Source organism: Leifsonia sp. GW821-FHT13C05, assembly GCF_058806515.1.
On the sequence record NZ_JBXAPT010000004.1, the window covers coordinates 75141 to 90333 of the forward strand.

Annotated in this window: 15 protein-coding genes; 10 read left to right on the forward strand and 5 right to left on the reverse strand. The window is 69.4% G+C overall.

Going from position 1 to position 15193, the window contains the following annotated elements:
• Positions 1–76: 76 nt before the first annotated feature.
• The 3 genes from AC1ROC_RS12595 to AC1ROC_RS12605 are packed head-to-tail and all read left to right on the forward strand — an operon-like array spanning position 77 to position 1927.
• Positions 77–988 carry a universal stress protein gene (locus AC1ROC_RS12595; RefSeq protein WP_168690911.1) on the forward strand — a complete coding sequence of 304 codons (912 nt, stop codon included), beginning with the start codon at positions 77–79 and terminating at the stop codon, positions 986–988.
• Complete coding sequence (locus AC1ROC_RS12600) at positions 975–1394, forward strand: pyridoxamine 5'-phosphate oxidase family protein (RefSeq protein WP_168689942.1); 420 nt, start codon at positions 975–977, stop codon at positions 1392–1394. The genes AC1ROC_RS12595 and AC1ROC_RS12600 overlap by 14 nt, the downstream gene beginning before the upstream one ends.
• 41 nt (positions 1395–1435) lie before the next feature.
• A complete protein-coding gene (locus AC1ROC_RS12605) occupies positions 1436–1927 on the forward strand; it encodes a universal stress protein (RefSeq protein ID WP_168689941.1) in 492 nt (163 codons plus the stop codon).
• A gap of 15 nt (positions 1928–1942) precedes the next feature.
• On the opposite strand, the gene AC1ROC_RS12610 is transcribed toward AC1ROC_RS12605, so the two are convergent.
• Positions 1943–2503 (reverse strand): flavodoxin family protein, encoded by a 561-nt coding sequence (locus tag AC1ROC_RS12610; protein WP_493000516.1) that lies wholly within the window; start codon positions 2501–2503, stop codon positions 1943–1945.
• Between the two features lie 130 nt (positions 2504–2633).
• Here AC1ROC_RS12610 and AC1ROC_RS12615 point away from each other — a divergent pair, with 130 nt between their 5' ends.
• The 3 genes from AC1ROC_RS12615 to mgtA are packed head-to-tail and all read left to right on the forward strand — an operon-like array spanning position 2634 to position 6396.
• Complete coding sequence (locus AC1ROC_RS12615; RefSeq protein WP_493000518.1) at positions 2634–3494, forward strand: universal stress protein; 861 nt, start codon at positions 2634–2636, stop codon at positions 3492–3494.
• Positions 3491–3766 carry a hypothetical protein gene (locus AC1ROC_RS12620; protein ID WP_493000521.1) on the forward strand — a complete coding sequence of 92 codons (276 nt, stop codon included), beginning with the start codon at positions 3491–3493 and terminating at the stop codon, positions 3764–3766. The genes AC1ROC_RS12615 and AC1ROC_RS12620 overlap by 4 nt, the downstream gene beginning before the upstream one ends.
• Complete coding sequence (gene mgtA / locus AC1ROC_RS12625) at positions 3763–6396, forward strand: magnesium-translocating P-type ATPase (protein ID WP_493000523.1); 2634 nt, start codon at positions 3763–3765, stop codon at positions 6394–6396. The genes AC1ROC_RS12620 and mgtA overlap by 4 nt, the downstream gene beginning before the upstream one ends.
• Here mgtA and AC1ROC_RS12630 read toward each other — a convergent pair.
• Both AC1ROC_RS12630 and AC1ROC_RS12635 read right to left on the reverse strand, forming a co-directional pair.
• A complete protein-coding gene (locus AC1ROC_RS12630; RefSeq protein WP_493000525.1) occupies positions 6368–7744 on the reverse strand; it encodes an MBL fold metallo-hydrolase RNA specificity domain-containing protein in 1377 nt (458 codons plus the stop codon). The two genes, mgtA and AC1ROC_RS12630, sit on opposite strands and share 29 nt — an antisense overlap.
• Positions 7741–8184: a hypothetical protein gene (locus AC1ROC_RS12635; protein WP_247597117.1), complete on the reverse strand. Its 444-nt coding sequence runs from the start codon at positions 8182–8184 to the stop codon at positions 7741–7743. The genes AC1ROC_RS12630 and AC1ROC_RS12635 overlap by 4 nt, the downstream gene beginning before the upstream one ends.
• Positions 8185–8322: 138 nt before the next feature.
• Here AC1ROC_RS12635 and AC1ROC_RS12640 point away from each other — a divergent pair, with 138 nt between their 5' ends.
• Entirely contained in the window at positions 8323–9393 is a 1071-nt protein-coding gene (locus AC1ROC_RS12640) for a zinc-dependent alcohol dehydrogenase (RefSeq protein ID WP_493000528.1), read from the forward strand.
• Between the two features lie 67 nt (positions 9394–9460).
• Complete coding sequence (locus tag AC1ROC_RS12645; RefSeq protein ID WP_168689935.1) at positions 9461–9625, forward strand: hypothetical protein; 165 nt, start codon at positions 9461–9463, stop codon at positions 9623–9625.
• 47 nt (positions 9626–9672) lie between these two features.
• Here the strand turns inward: AC1ROC_RS12645 and nhaA are convergent, their stop codons facing one another.
• On the reverse strand, positions 9673–11547 hold the full coding sequence (nhaA, locus tag AC1ROC_RS12650; RefSeq protein ID WP_493000530.1) for a Na+/H+ antiporter NhaA: 1875 nt from the start codon (positions 11545–11547) through the stop codon (positions 9673–9675).
• Positions 11548–11702: 155 nt separating this feature from the next.
• Between nhaA and AC1ROC_RS12655 the strand changes: the two genes are divergently transcribed.
• Together AC1ROC_RS12655 and AC1ROC_RS12660 are read left to right on the forward strand one after the other, a co-directional pair.
• Positions 11703–12554, forward strand: a complete 852-nt coding sequence (locus AC1ROC_RS12655; RefSeq protein WP_493000532.1) for a siderophore-interacting protein — start codon at positions 11703–11705, stop codon at positions 12552–12554.
• A 90-nt stretch (positions 12555–12644) separates the two neighbouring features.
• On the forward strand, positions 12645–13925 hold the full coding sequence (locus AC1ROC_RS12660; protein WP_493000534.1) for an O-acetylhomoserine aminocarboxypropyltransferase/cysteine synthase family protein: 1281 nt from the start codon (positions 12645–12647) through the stop codon (positions 13923–13925).
• A 7-nt stretch (positions 13926–13932) separates the two neighbouring features.
• Here the strand turns inward: AC1ROC_RS12660 and AC1ROC_RS12665 are convergent, their stop codons facing one another.
• A complete protein-coding gene (locus AC1ROC_RS12665) occupies positions 13933–15135 on the reverse strand; it encodes a MalY/PatB family protein (RefSeq protein ID WP_493000536.1) in 1203 nt (400 codons plus the stop codon).
• Between the last annotated feature and the right edge of the window lie 58 nt (positions 15136–15193).

Here is a 15193-nt window from a genome sequence, read left to right on the forward strand (position 1 = left end):
GGCCGTTGGTCCCGCGGGACCAACGGCCTACGGCGCGAGAGCCGATCCGCTGAGACTGTCGTCGGAGGTGCCCAGAATGAGGATCCGCAGGTACGTGGTCGGCGTCGACGGTTCAGTGCCGGCACGAGCGGCTGTCCGCTGGACCATCGCGATGGCCCGACGGCTCCCGGCGCCTGTGACGCTGGTGCACATCGCCGACGACGAGTGGGGTGCGGTCGGCTCGCAGCTGATCGATGAGGTCGATGAGAACGCGAAGCAGCTGCTGGCGGACGACTTCGAATACGCGCGCACACTCGGTGACGGCGTCACTCTCCGCGCCGAGTTGCGCCGGGGCAGTCCGATGGCCGAACTCGCCGGGTGCAGCGACGAGGAGACTTTGCTCGTGGTCGGAACGCACAAGACCGGGTTCCACTACGGACGCGCCTATGGATCGCGCAGCCTGCAGCTCGCAAATCTCGCCCTCGGTCCCGTGGCGATCATTCCGGAGGTCGCGTCCAGAATGCGAAGAGGCGTGATCGTGGGCGTCGACGACACACCCGCTGGCCGTTCAGCCGTGGATTTCGCCGCCGACCTGGCCGGGCTCCGGAAGTGCGAGCTGATGCTGGTCCGGTCGTCGGAGTCCCGTGTGCGGTTCACCGTCGACACGGACGACGACATGAGCGATTGGCTGCTGCGCCGAGACGACGATGCACGGGCTGCGCTCGTGACGGCTGTGACCAGGGCGCGGGAACGGCAGCCGGACATCACCATCAGAAGCCGGGTGGTGCGACGTCCGGCCGGCTCAGCACTGACCGAACTGGCTCGAAGCGCCGAGTTGCTGGTGATCGGCGATTCACGGAGGGCCGAGGCGGAACTCGGAAGTCTGGGAGCGGTCGCGTACGACGTGCTCCTGAACTTATCGTCGCCGACCGTCGTGGTGCACGCGCCGATTCCGGTCGCGCACGGCGGACACACGGACGTGAAAGGAGAGAGCGATGTCATCGGATGAACCGGTCCGCGAATTGGACCGAGACGAATGCAGAGAACTGCTCAAGCAAGGAACACTGGGTCGCCTGGCCACCGCTGCGGGAGGAGAGGTCGACATCTTCCCCGTGAACTACTTCTCGGACGGTGCCAGCATCCTGATCAGGACGGCACCGGGCACGAAGCTGCTCGAACTCACCGTGCACGCGGCCGTCGCGTTCGAGACGGACGGCTACACAGAGGACGAGGCGTGGAGCGTCGTCGCCCACGGCCGGGCACGACAGCTGGAGAGCCAGACCGAGATCGACGAGGCGGAACGCGCCCCGTTGCAGCCGTGGATCCCCACCCTCAAGTACCGCTACGTCCACATCGATATCGAGCGGATCACCGGGCGGCGATTCGAGCGGTCCCCCGAGCCCGAGCGCTGGTGAGCGCGAACGGAAGACGAAGATGAAGCGAAGGAGAAGGTCAGATGAGCGACACCCCAGTGACTGATTACCCTGCTGTCGAGAGCGAGGACCGCATCCACCCCGGTGGGCGGATCGTGGTCGGCGTCGACGGATCGGCGGCATCGTTCTCCGCGCTGCGGCGCGGTGCGCGGATCGCCGAGAGCTTGGGCTGTTCCCTGGTGGGCCTGACTGTCTGGGAGTATCCGCAGGCATGGCCGGGCTACATGATCGACGGCTGGTCGCCCGAGGCGGATGCCGAGGCCATCGCAGAGAACGCCGCCGAGGAAGTTTTCGGCTCTGCCGTGCCGTCGTGGTACTCGACCGTCGTCAGGAGCGGGTCCCCGGCGCGACAGTTGATCGCCGAGTCGGAGGGTGCGGAGATGCTGATTGTCGGCAGCAGGGGGCTCGGTGGGTTCACCGGGCTCCTTCTGGGCTCCGTCTCCCGTTCGTGCGCCGAGCACGCGGACTGCCCCGTGCTGGTCATCCACGGAAAAGAAGCCGTGCTGAAGCACTGAAAGTGTCGACCGCGCTCACTGCTGGACGGACGGGACCTTCGACTCGACCCCCAGCGTCCTCCCCCAGGAGCGGGCGCGGTCGACTTCGCCGTCTTCGAGCACGGACTGCTTGTCGACGAGGAAGCTGTTTTTCGCCGCGAACCGCCGGGACCCGAGCTTCCTCAGCCGCTTCTCGATGGCGTTCGCGGCCGAGCCGCTGAAGATCTCCGTCATGTCCGCACGGGTGTCGAACGCGGCGAACCGGTCAGGGAGGTCTCCACAGGTGTCCAGCCACTCGCGGACACCGACTCCCTCCGCATCCGGCTCGAGGGTGAGGTGACGCTCCTGTTCGTCGCCCCAGCGCCCGGCTTCTGCGCGCGTGGACGGTCTACTCAACCCGTGGACGTGGGTGGGCGCCCCGACGAGGAGGAGATCGACCGCTCCGAACGTCTCCGGAGCGTCCTTGACGCGGACGACGGTCACGGCGACGCCGGTTTCTCGGAGCCCATCCGCGATGGCCTCTGCCACCCGGCGGGTGTTCCCGAACATGGATTCGTAGACGATCGCCACAGCGACGTCCGTGTGTGGTGTGTGCATGACGCCACCGTGACAGGTCGGCCGCGACGGCGCTGGGTCGAAAGTCATGTGGTGAACGCGGGACTTTCGGCACTCCGTCGGGTGCGCTGGAATGCGATTCTCGAAGCACCCCAGCTCACCGGAGGACACGATGACCCACACGATCACGGTCGGCGTCGATGGAGAAGCCGCACACCGAGGCGCCGTCGACTGGTCGGCAGCACGCGTAGCCGAGTCCGGTGCGCAGTTGGTCCTCGTCACCGTGATCGAGCGGCCGTGGGGAGACGGCGAACATCCTGCGCGCCAACTCGTCTCGGCCGCCGAAGCGCTGCTCGCGGCCGAGCGAGTCAACGCGGAACGCACGACCGACACCGTCACGACCAGAATCGCGCACGGCGGGGTGGCACAAGAACTCGTCCGCGCATCCGGTGACGCCGAGCTGCTGGTCGTCGGCTCGCGCACGGGAGTCGAGAGAGGCCGCGCCTTCGCCGGATCGCTCGGCGTTCGCGTCGCTGCTGCTGCGCCGTGTCCCGTCGCCGTCATCCCGCATGATTGGCGCCCCGCGGGCTCCGGTGTCGTGGTCGGGGTGGACGGGGAGCTGCCCTCCGAGGTCGCCGTCGCCTTCGCCGCCGACGAAGCGGCGAGGCTGCGCGAGCGGCTGCACATCGTGTGCGTCGGATACACCGCCAATCCCTTGCTGGCGGGATTCGTCCCCGAACGGTCGCTCGGCGACCATCGGCAGCGGATCGTCGATGCCGCAGCGCGAAGGGCGCGCGATCAGCATTCCGACGTCGACGTGACGACGGAGGTCATCGAGGCCGCCCCTGCGCGCGGGCTGGTGGATGCCGCGCGCGGAGCCAGGATGCTCGTGCTCGGAACCCACGGCCGTCACGGGGTGCGACGGCTCATGCTCGGTTCGGTGAGCCACGACGTCCTGCTGAACCTGCAGACCCCGATCGTGATCGCCAAGCGCCGGCCGGAGGGCCGCGAGAGTGAGGAGCGGTCGCGATGATCGCCACGGATACACAGCGCAAGGAGCCGATCACTCTCGTCTTGGAGGAGGCGGTCCCGGTGCGGATCGATTGGGGCGGAGAGCGCTTCTACGTGGATGCCCCTCCCGAGCCGCGTGGGATGCTCGTTCCCCCGGCTCTCACGGGCGCGCCCGATCCCCGCATGGTGACCGGTTGGCGGATCGCCGCATCATCGGCGGACGGCCGCCGTCACGTGTTCGATGTCACGAGCTGCGGCGGCGCGCGCTGGTGGCTGACCGGCCTGGACACGTGACCGGCGGACGCAGCGCCGTCGTCTCGCCCGACACGAGTCCCGTCCGCACGGCAGCAGGGGAGACCGTCGACGTCGTCCTCTCCGTCGTCGGCGGGTCACGGGACGGGCTGACCTTTGCCGACGCCTCATCGCGTCTCGCGACGACGGGTCCGAACGCCGTCCGCGAGCATCGCGCCCGCCCGGGCCGCGTGTTGCTGCGCCAGGTGCGCAGCCCCCTGCTGTTGCTGCTGTTCGCCACCGCTGTCGTGTCCGCCTTCCTGGGGCAGGGGGTGGAATCGATCATCATCGCCGTCATCCTGCTGATCAGCGTCGGACTGGGCTTCGCCGGCGAGTTCCGCGCCGAACGCGCAGCCGACCTCCTCCACGACCGGCTGAGACACACGGCCGTGGTGCTCAGGGACGGTACGCGGCACGCGGTCGATGTGACAGACCTGGTGGTCGGAGATGTCGTGGTGCTGACCGTCGGCACGGTGGTGCCCGCCGACCTGCGCCTGATCGGCTGCACCGCACTGGAGTGCGACGAGAGCATCGTGACGGGGGAGGCGACCGCTGTGCCGAAGACGACAGAGCCGGTGCCGGTCGGCGCGGGCGTCGGCGACCTCTCCTGTTGCGCGTTGATGGGCACCATCGTGCACGCGGGAAGCGGGATCGGTGTCGTCGTCGCGACGGGCGCGCGCGCGGAATTCGGGCGGATCGCGGTCGGTCTCGGCGTTCAGGAGCCGCAGACCGAGTTTCAGCGGGGCCTCGGCCGGTTCTCGGTCTTCCTGCTCGGCGTTGCACTGGTGCTCACCTCCGTGATCCTCATTGCGGCGCTTCTTCTCGGCCGTCCCCTGATCGAGAGCCTGCTGTTCGCTCTCGCCATCGCCGTCGGCATCACGCCGCAGCTTCTGCCCGCCGTCGTCAGCACCAGCCTTGCAACAGGATCGCGGGCGCTCGCCAGACGCAAAGTTCTCGTCAAACGGATGGTCTGCATCGAAGATCTCGGCGATCTCGACCTTCTCGTCACGGACAAAACGGGAACGCTCACCACCGGTGCCATCGTGTTCGACCGTCCCGTCGCCCTGGATGGTGTCTCGGATGGCGAGCTGATGCTGCTCGGTCTTCTGGCCACCGACGCGGATCCTGGAGCGCGGGAGGCGGTCGGCCTCAATCCGCTGGATGCCGCGCTCCAGGAGGCGCCGGCGGCGAGCGCGTCACCCGTCGCCGCATACCGCCGGCTCGATGTCCGGCCGTTCGATCACGAGCGCCGGATGACGAGCGCGCTGGTCGTCGCGGCCGGATCGGAGCCGATCGTGGTGGTGAAGGGAGCACCCGAGTCTGTGCTTCCGCGCTGCACCGAACCGGATGCGGACGCGGCAGCGGTGCTCACGAGTCTCTATCAGGCGGGGGCCCGCGTCGTCGCCGTGGCGACGAAACCGGCACCGGGCGGGCAGCGGCTCGCCGGGGCCGACGAGAACGGCATGACTCTGCGCGGCTATCTGGCTTTCGTGGACGGGGTGAAGCCTGGCGCGCAACGCTCGCTGCAGAGGCTCTCCGCGCTGGGCGTCGATGTGAAGATCTCCACCGGCGACAGCGCCGTGGTTGCTGAGCGGGTCTGCGAGCAGCTCGGTATGTCGTCGCTCGGCACGCTCACCGGCGACGACGTGGACGCTCTGAGCGACGTCGAGCTGGAGGAGCGCGCTCGATCCTCGACGATCTTCGCCCGGGTATCGCCTGAGCAGAAGGCGCGGATCGTGCGGGCGCTGAGGCAGAGGGGACGCGCCGTCGGATTCCTCGGCGACGGCGCGAACGACGCGCTCGCCCTGCACGCCGCCGACATCGGCATCTCCGTCGATTCAGCGATCGACGTCGCCAAGGATGCGGCGGACGTGATCCTGCTCGACAAAGACCTCGACGTGCTCGCCGATGGTGTCACGGAGGGCCGACGTATTTTCGCGAACACGATCAAGTACGTGCTGATGGGCACATCGAGCAACTTCGGCAACATGTTCAGCGCATCCATCGCCTCCGTCGTGCTGCCGTTCCTGCCGATGCTGCCCGGGCAGATCCTGCTGAACAACCTGCTCTACGACGCCGGTCAGCTGGCGATCCCGACCGACAATGTCGACGAAGAGCAGCTGAGGGCGCCATCGCATTGGGACATCGCCGCGATCCGCCGGTTCATGCTCCTGTTCGGCCCGATCAGTTCGGTCTTCGACTTCGCCACATTCGGGCTCATGTTGTTCGTGTTCAGTGCGGCGGCTCCGGAGTTCCGTTCCGGCTGGTTCATCGAGTCGATCGCAACGCAGACGCTCATCGTGTTCGCCGTGCGCACGCACCGGGTGCCGTTCCTTCGCAGCCGTGCGTCCGTCCCGTTGACGCTCTCCGTTCTCGCCGTCGTGGCGGTGGGGGCCTGGTTGCCATATTCGCCACTCGCCGGGTTGCTCGGTTTCGCGCCGCTTCCCGCCCCGTTCTTCCTCGCCCTGGTCGCCATGACCGTCGCCTACCTGCTCCTCGTCGAGGGGGCCAAAGTCTGGTACTACGCCTCCCTCAGCCGCGCGGCGGCGCCGACCGTGCGCCGCCGCCGCTACCCTCACCGGGTGGCCAGGCGAGCGGCACGGTTCACGACGCTGTCCCCGCGGTCACGCTGACGGTCTCGCCGAACTCGGGCACTCTGGCCTCCCAGCCCAGCGCCTGACGCACCCGCTTGCGCAGGGCGTCGGATGCGTCCGGCTCACCGTGGGTGAGGTAGACCGAGCGCGGTGCGCGCGGCGCCGTGCTCATCCATTCCACGATCTGCCGGGCATCGGCGTGAGCCGAGAGCATGTCCAGCGTGTGCACCTGGGCCGCGATGTGGATGTCCCTGCCGAAGATCCTGAGCACCCGTTCGCCGCGTTGCAGGGCTGCGCCGCGGGTTCCGCCGGCCTGGAAGCCGGTGAGCACGATGGCGTTGCGGGGATCGGTGCCGTAGGCGACGAGATGGTGCAGCACCCGGCCTCCTTCGAGCATCCCGCTCGCCGAGATGATCACGGCCGGACCGCCGCGGAGGTTGAGGAGTTTGGAGTCGTCGACCGTCCTGACCAGCGTCGCGAGGCGATACATGGCGGTGAACTCCGCCGGCGGGATGCGGTGCTCCTCCGGGTAGCGCGCGTAGATCTCGGAGGCATCGACGGCCATCGGACTGTTCAGGAAGATCGGGACCTCCGGGATGCGACCGCTCGCCATCAGGCGGCTGAGGTGGAGCAGCAACGTCTCCGCTCGCCCGACCGCGAAAGCCGGGAGGACCACCACGCCGCCGCGCCTGCATACGTCGGTGACGATGGCGCCGAGCTGTGCCTCCGCATCCGAGCCGGGGTGTATCCGGTCACCGTACGTGGATTCGCAGACGAGGGTGTCCGTCTCTTCCAGCGCGCGCGGCGGGCGCATGAGAGGGTCGTCCACCCGGCCGAGATCTCCCGTGAAGTGGATGCGGGCGCCGTCGGCGTCCACCAGCACCTGTGCCGCGCCGAGGATGTGACCGGCCGGGACGAACCGCACCGGCACGCCTGCCACGGTGAACGGTTCGTCGAACGGGTGCGGCTCGGAGCGTTCCAGCGCGATCGCGGCGTCCTGCTCGGTGTAGAGCGGCTGTGGCGGAGAGTGCTTCGAGGTGTGGTGTCGCGCGGCGAACGATGCCTGCTCCTCCTGCAGGCGTCCGCTGTCTCTCAGAACGAGACGGCTGAGCTCCGACGTTCCTCTGGTGGCGTGGATGCGTCCTCGGAAGCCGTCGCGCACGAGAGCGGGAAGGTATCCGGTGTGGTCGAGGTGAGCGTGGCTGACGACCACGGCGTCGATGCTGGCCGGTTCGAGAGGAAACGGTTTCCAGTTCCGTTCGCGGAGGACCTTGTATCCCTGGAACAGGCCGCAGTCGACCAGGATGCGTCGCCCATCGGTCTCGACAAGGTAGCGGGACCCGGTGACCGTGTCGGTCGCTCCGAGGAACGTCAGCGCCGCGTTCATCGGACGGCGATTCTGCGATTCCGGACGAGCCCGAGGCCCAGAAGCAGGAACCCGAGTTCGGCGAGCCCCAGCGCGAAGTACACCGCCTGCAGCGGGCTGAACGGGATGTACATCATCTGAACGAAGATCCAGATCAGCAGAGCGAAAGAGGCGGCAGCCACAGTGAACGGCCCGGCTCCCGCGCCGGACCCGATGAGGAACGATGCGAGGAGATGGATTCCTCCGACCACCACGGCGAGCAGGATGCCGGGAACCAGGTACGACGCGAATGGACTGTCGCCGAGGAAGGACTGATCCGGCAGGATGCCGCCGGAGGTCGAGGATGCGACCGCCCCGAAGATCAGGGCGCCGCCTCCCGCGATGGCCGTCAGGCCGATCGCGGCGGACACGACAGCGAGCACGACTCTGTTCCAGCGCTTCATGATGCCTCCGATGCTCATCCATCCCAGCTTTCCCGTCTTTCCGGGTTCCCCACCGGGCCGAAAGACCCGTGCCACGTGTCACGGCGGGAGGACTTTCGGCCTGCCGTCGTTGTCGCCACCCCGGGAGACTGACCGCAGACCGGAAGGAGAGCCGCCATGCAGGCAGCAACCGTCACCCAGTACAGCGAACCGCTCATCGTCGAGGAGCGGCCCATCCCGTCGCCGGGACCCGGGGAGGTGCTGGTCCGTCTTGAAGCGTGCGGTCTGTGCCACACCGACATCCACGCCATCAACGGCGACTGGCCGGTGAAGCCGTCCCTGCCGTTCGTCCCCGGTCACGAGGGCGTCGGCATCGTCGAGAGACTCGGCGACGGGGTCACCACCAGGACGATCGGCCAGCGGGTGGCCATGCCGTGGCTCGGCCATGCGTGTGGAGAGTGCCGCTACTGTGTCGACGGGCGCGAGAATCTGTGCGAACGGCAGTACAACACCGGCTATTCCCGTGACGGCGGCTACGCCGAGTACGCGCTCGCGGACGCGCGTTTCGCCGTCCCTGTCCCCGACGACATCTCGCCCATCGATGCGGCCCCGCTCACCTGCGCCGGTGTCACCACCTACGCCGCGGTGAAAGCCGCTCGCGTCGTGCCCGGGGAGCGGGTGGTGGTCTTCGGGATCGGCGGCCTCGGCCATCTGGCCGTGCAGTACGCACGGCTCGTCGGCGCGCAGGTGATCGCCGTCGACGTCACGGAGGAGAAGCTGGAGCTCGCCGTGCAACTCGGGGCGGATCACGCCGTGAGCGCGTCCGAGGTCGATCCGGTGCTGGCGATCCAGCATCTCGGCGGGGCGGACGTGGCGATCGTCCTGGCCGTCGCGCCCAGCGTCTTCGACCAGGCGTTCCGATCCCTCAACAGGGGAGGCCGGCTCGTGCTCGTGTCGCTCCCCGCGCAGGGGACGCTGACCGTTCCGGTCTTCGACACCGTGCTGAAGGGCATCTCGATCATCGGCTCGATCGTCGGCACGCGGCAGGACCTGGCCGAGGTGTTCGCCCTGCACGCGGCAGGGCGAACGAAAGTGATCGCCGCACCACGCGATCTGCGGGACGTGAACGCGTCCGTCCAGGAGGTGCTCGCCGGTCAGGTGCCCGCCAGGCTCGTCTTCGTCTACGATTCGGCGTTGCCCATCGAGGACGTGACAACGACCGCCGAATCGTCGGGAAGCGACAGCTGACGAACGCGGCGGGCCTGTCGCCGGCGTGCGGGTGCGGGTATGCTCGCGGCCAACGAAAGGGTCATCGATGAGCCGCGACAACGACAAGAACGACGAACTGCGCGAGGAGCACCAGGAGCAGGAGGAGCATCGCCAGGAGCTGCGTGACGACGTCCTCGACGAATCCGGAGGCGGCGTGGATGACTTCGGCTCGCAGGACGAGCGGCGCAAAGAGGGGCGCGGACGACTGTAGGACTACGGCGCGCAGCATGATCCCGTCCCCGCGGGCCGGGTTCGCCGCTAGCGGGCGCGCGCATCCGGTGCTGTCGCCTCCAGGGCGCGGATCAGGGACTGGGCGTCGAACGGGCCCACGTGGCGGCGGCCGTTGACGAAGAAGGTCGGGACGGCCGTGATGTCCATCGCCTCGGCGTCGAGCATGTCGTCGCGGACGCGGGCGGCGACCTCGGCGGAGTTGAGGTCGGCCTCGAAGCGTTCGACGTCGAGACCGAGCTCCTGAGCCCGTCGCACGATGTCGGAGGGCAGCTGGTGCTCCTGGTCGGCGAACAGGCTGCGCTCGAAGTCGAAGAAGCGGCCCTGGAGCGCCGCAGCCTCCGACGCCTCCGCCGCGGCCTGGGCGTTGGGGTGGTAGTGGCTGAGCGGGGCGTGGCGCCAGACGTAGCGCAGGTCGTCGCCGATCTCACGCCGGACCTCCTCGACCGAGCCGGTGGCCTTCAGGCAGAAGCCGCACTGGAAGTCGCCGTACTCGACCAACGTGTACCGGGCGTCCTCCCTGCCGTAGATGTGGTCGCGGCGCGGGTCGACGGGGCGCGCGAGAAAGCGGCCGCTCTCCTTGCCGGGGTGGCGCGCATCCGAGATCCGGAAGATCAGGGCGGCCAGCAGGAACGCGACGACGGAGGCGGTCAGTACGGCGACGCGCGCCTCGTTCTGCACGGCGGGGTCGTCGATCGCGAGGTCGATGATGAACAGCGAGATGGTGAACCCGATGCCGCACAGGGCAGCGCCGCCCGCGACGCGGTCCAGCGACAGCCCTGCGCCGAAATCGCCGATCCGGAAGACGCGCATCAGAGCACTCGACCCGAACACGCCGAGGAACTTCCCGGCGACCAGGCCGACCAGGATGCCCCAACTCACCGGGGATGTGACGGCGGCGGCCAGGATGTCCGGGCTCAGCTGCACCCCGGCGTTCGCGAGGGTGAAGAGGGGGAGGATCACGTAGGCGACATAGGGCGCATACGCCGACTGGAGACGCTCGTTGATCGAGATCGACTCCCGCAGGCTGTTCGCGGCCGCCCGCGCGTACTCGGTGTTCGGCGACTGGCGGAACGTGCGCGCGAGGTCGAGGGCGTGCTCGACGTCCCGCCGGTTCGGCCGGTAGACGGGCACGAGCAGCGCGATGGCGACGCCGGCGAGGGTGGGATGCACGCCGGAGGCGAGGAACGAGAACCAGACGATGATCGCGAGGGTCGCATACACCGGCCCCCGGCCGCCCCGCAGGTAGCGCGTGAAGAAGACCCCGACGAGGCAGACGGCCGCGACGATCAGCGGCACGGGGTTGAAGTTCTCGGTGTAGACGAGCGCGATGATACTGAGCGCTCCGATGTCGTCGACGACCGCCAGGGCCAGCAGGAACACCCGGAGACGCCCCGGCGCGCGCGGCCCGATCAGCGCGAGCGCGCCGACCAGGAATGCGGTGTCGGTGGAGATCACGACGCCCCAGGCGTGCTCCTGCCCCGAGCCGGAACTGATCAGGACGAACAACAGTGCAGGCACCACCAGGCCGGCGACGGCGGCCACGACCGGGATCACGGCGCGCGACCAGCTGGTCAGCTCTCCGATGGCGAACTCGCGGCGTACCTCCAGCCCGACCGTGAAGAAGAAGATCGCCATCAGGGCGTCGTTGACGAGGGCGTGCAGCGTGAAATCGAGGTGCACATCCTGGACGCCGACGGTGAAGTGGGTCTCCCAGAACGCCTCGTACGACGAGGCGGCGACGTTCGCCCACACGATCGCGGCGACGGTCGCGATGAGCAGCAGGAGCGCGCCGATCCTGTTCTGCCCCAGGTTCCGGATGCGCTCGGCGATGGAGGGCCGGCGGGCGCCGGACTGCGGCAGGTCGGGGTCGGGCGACCGCTCGATGACGGTCAGTCGGGTCATCCCAATATTCTGGCGCGCCGGAGACGGTTTGTGGGATTTTCGGCGGAATCGGGGGTGCTCGCCGCTGCCCGGGGTGGCCTGCCGTGCGACCCGGATCGGCTACGTTAGGTTGGCCTCATCAACAGTTCGCCCCCCGTCGACTGGAGTTCCCGGAAATGCCTTTCGCTCGTCAGCGCCTGCGGCACGAATTCGCCGTGCGTCACGTCACCGTCCGCCGTGTGAGCAGGATCGTGCCGACGATGGTGCGCGTCACCTTCAGTGGCAAAGACCTGGATGGGTTCACGAGCGCAGGGCCGGCCGACCACGTGAAGGTGTTCTTCCCCGACCAGCAGTCCGGGATGCTCGTGGTGCCGACCGTGACGCCGGAGGGCATCGAGCCGCCGGAGCACGGGACGCCGATCGCGCGCGACTACACGCCGCTCGCATTCCGGGCGGCGGCCGACGGGAACGCGGCCGAACTGGACATCGACTTCGTGCTGCACGGCGACGAAGGGCCGGCGTCGGCGTGGGCGGCGCGTGCGACGCCCGGAGACGTGGTCGCCATCGGCGGCCCGCGCGGATCGCAGCTCGCGCCGGAGGGCGTCGGGCGGCTGATCCTGGTCGCCGACGAGACGGCACTGCCCGCGGCGAGCCGGTGGCTGGCCGCTGTCGACCCGGCCGTCCCCGTGACGGCGCTGTTCTTCGTGGCGGACGAGAGCGTGTCCGGGTATCTGCCCGCGGAGGTGGCGGAGCGCGTGGATGCGCGGTGGCTGAGTGGCAGTGGCGCCGGCGCTGGTGGCGCCGGTGGCGCATCCACTGTCGAGGCGGCGCTGCGGGAGCTGGGGCCGATCGGCGGTGACACGTACGTGTTCCTGGCGGGGGAGGCCGGGGCGCTCATCCCGTTGCGGCGCTACCTGCGCAGGGAGCTGGGGCTGCCGGCCGAGCAAGTCTCAGCGAGCGGGTACTGGAAGCGCGGCGTCGCCGCGCTCGACCACCACGCGCCGGTGGACCCGAGCGACCCGGACTGAGCGGGCGGCACTGAGCGAGCGCACCTCGGCGTACGACCGAATGTTGCGCGAGGGTGCGCGCATCCACGCCGGGATTCGTACAGTTGCTGCATGGCTGACGTCGAGACCAGGCAGATCCACGCCGGTGCCGTCATGGACGCGCAGACCAGCGCGCGGGTGACCCCGATCTACCAGACCGCCGGGTACGTGTTCTCCGACTTCGACGACGGAGAGGAGCGGTTCGCCGGGCGCAGCACGATGCGGGCGTATTCGCGCAACGAGAACCCGACCAATCAGGTGGCGGGGCGGCGTCTGGCCGACCTGGAGGGCGGGGTCGACGGGATCGTCGTGGCCAGCGGGCAGGCGGCCATCGCGGCGGCGCTGTTCTCGCTCGCTCGTGCCGGAGACCACATTCTGGCCACGTCGTCGCTGTACGAGGGGACGCGGGAGATGTTCCGCGGCGCTCTGCAGCGCCAGGGGCTGGACGTCGAGTACGTCGCCGACGACGCCGACGAGGCGGAGTGGGCGTCGCGGATCACCGACCGCACGAGGGCGGTGTACACCGAGACCATCCCGAACCCGCTGAATCAGGTGGTCGACCTGGAGCGGCTGGCCGGGATCGCCCACCGGGCCGGCGTCCCGCTCGTGGTGGACAGCACGGTGGCGACGCCGTATCTCTGTCGCCCGATCGAGTGGGGCGCCGACATCGTGATCCACTCCACCTCCAAGTGGCTGGCGGGGCACGGGGCGGTGATCGGCGGGGCCGTGATCGACGGGGGGACGTTCGACTGGGCGGCCAACGCCGACCGGTTCCCGCACCTGGTGGATGCGCCGCGGCCGGGCGTCCCGTCGTACGTCGAGCGCTTCGGGGCCGGCGCATACCTCGGCTACCTGCGCACGGTGACGGTGCTCGAGTACGGGCCGACGGTGCCGCCGACCAGCACGTTCCTGCTGCTGCACGGGATCGAGACGCTGTCGCTGCGGATGGACAAGCACATCCGGAACGCGCAGGAGATCGCGGAGTGGCTGGCCGGGCGTCCCGAGCTGGCGGCGGTGCACTATCCGGGGCTGGCGGGCGACCCGTTCTACGAGCGGGCGCAGAAGTATCTTCCCCTCGGGCCCGGGTCGATCGTCAGCATCGACCTGGCGGGTGGCAGGGAGGCGGCGCGGCGGTTCATCGACGCGCTCGAACTGGTCACGCCGATGACGCACATCGGCGACGTCCGCACGCTCGCGATCCACCTGGGCAGCACGATCCACGCCAAGCTGACCGAGCAGGAGCGACGGGATGCGGGGATCACGCCGGGCCTGGTGCGACTGTCGATCGGGCTGGAGAGTGCCAGGGATGTGATCGCCGACCTGGAGCGCGGACTGGTGGCCGCGGGGGCGTAGCGGGCGGTCAGGCCGGGACGGGCGGGGATCCGGCGTCGGCGTGGGGGCGGGAGGCGGCCCGGGCGCGGACGGTGGCCGCGATGCGGCGGACCGCCTCGGAGATGGTGGCGGGGTCGCAGGCGATGTTCATCCGGGCGAAGCCGTGGCCGCCCGTGCCGAAGGTCGGGCCCGAGTTGAGGGCGACGCGGGCGTCGGCGAGGAGGGTGGCGGCGGGGTCGTCGCCGAGGCCGAGGGCGCGGAGGTCGAGCCAGACCAGGTAGCCGGCGTCCGGTTCGACCACCCGGACCTCCGGCAGGTGGATGCTCAGCTCGCCCACCAGGAGCCGGTAGTTGTCCGTGATCCGGTCGACGGTCTGGTGCAGCCAGGTCTGCGCCTCGTATGCGGCGATGTTGGCGTGGAGGCCGATGATGCTGGTGCGGGCGGCGAGCTCTTCGGGGAACCGGGTGAGCATCGCGGCGGAGTCTGCGTCGTTCGCGACGGCGACGGCGCACTTGAGGGCTGCGAGGTTCCAGCCTTTGCTGGCGGAGGTCACCGTGACGGAACGGACCCCCGCCCCGGTACACGCGACGGCGAACGGCGTGAACGGAGAACCGGGATGCGCGAGCGGAGCGTGCACCTCGTCGCTCACCACGAGCACGTCGTACTCGGCGGCGAGGCGCGCGAGCTCGCGCAGGCTCTCCCTGCTGTGCGAACGGCCGGTGGGGTTGTGCGGGTTGCAGAGGAGGAACGCATCCACCCCGGTGGCGAACGCGCGCTCGATGGCCGGAAGGTCGAGCGACCATCCCGCGTCTTCGCGCAGCGGCACGTCGACGGCCTCCGCGCGGGCCTCTCCGACCATCTCGGAGAAGGGCGCGTAGACGGGAGGGGTGAGCACGACGCGGCCGCCGACGCTCGGCACCGCCAGGCGGAGCGTCTCGAGCACCCCGACGGTCACGTCCGTGGCCAGGTGCACGCGGGACTCGTCGACCTGCCAGCCCCACGCGGCGGAGGCGAACCCGGCGAAGGCCGCGGCCAGCGGACCGGGGGAGTCGAGGTAGCCGGTGTCGGAGCGCAGCAGGTGGTCGATCGCGGTCTGAGCGACGGAGGGCGCGATCTCGAAATCCATCTCGGCCACCGACATCGGAAGCACATCGGCGGGGAACCGGTGCCACTTGATGCTGGTCCTGCGTTCGCGCAGGTCGGCGAGGGGTCGCGCGTGAATGCCACTCATGGGACAACTGTCCTCGGCTGCGGCTCCGAGCGCCAACGGGCTGTCGAAAACTGAAACA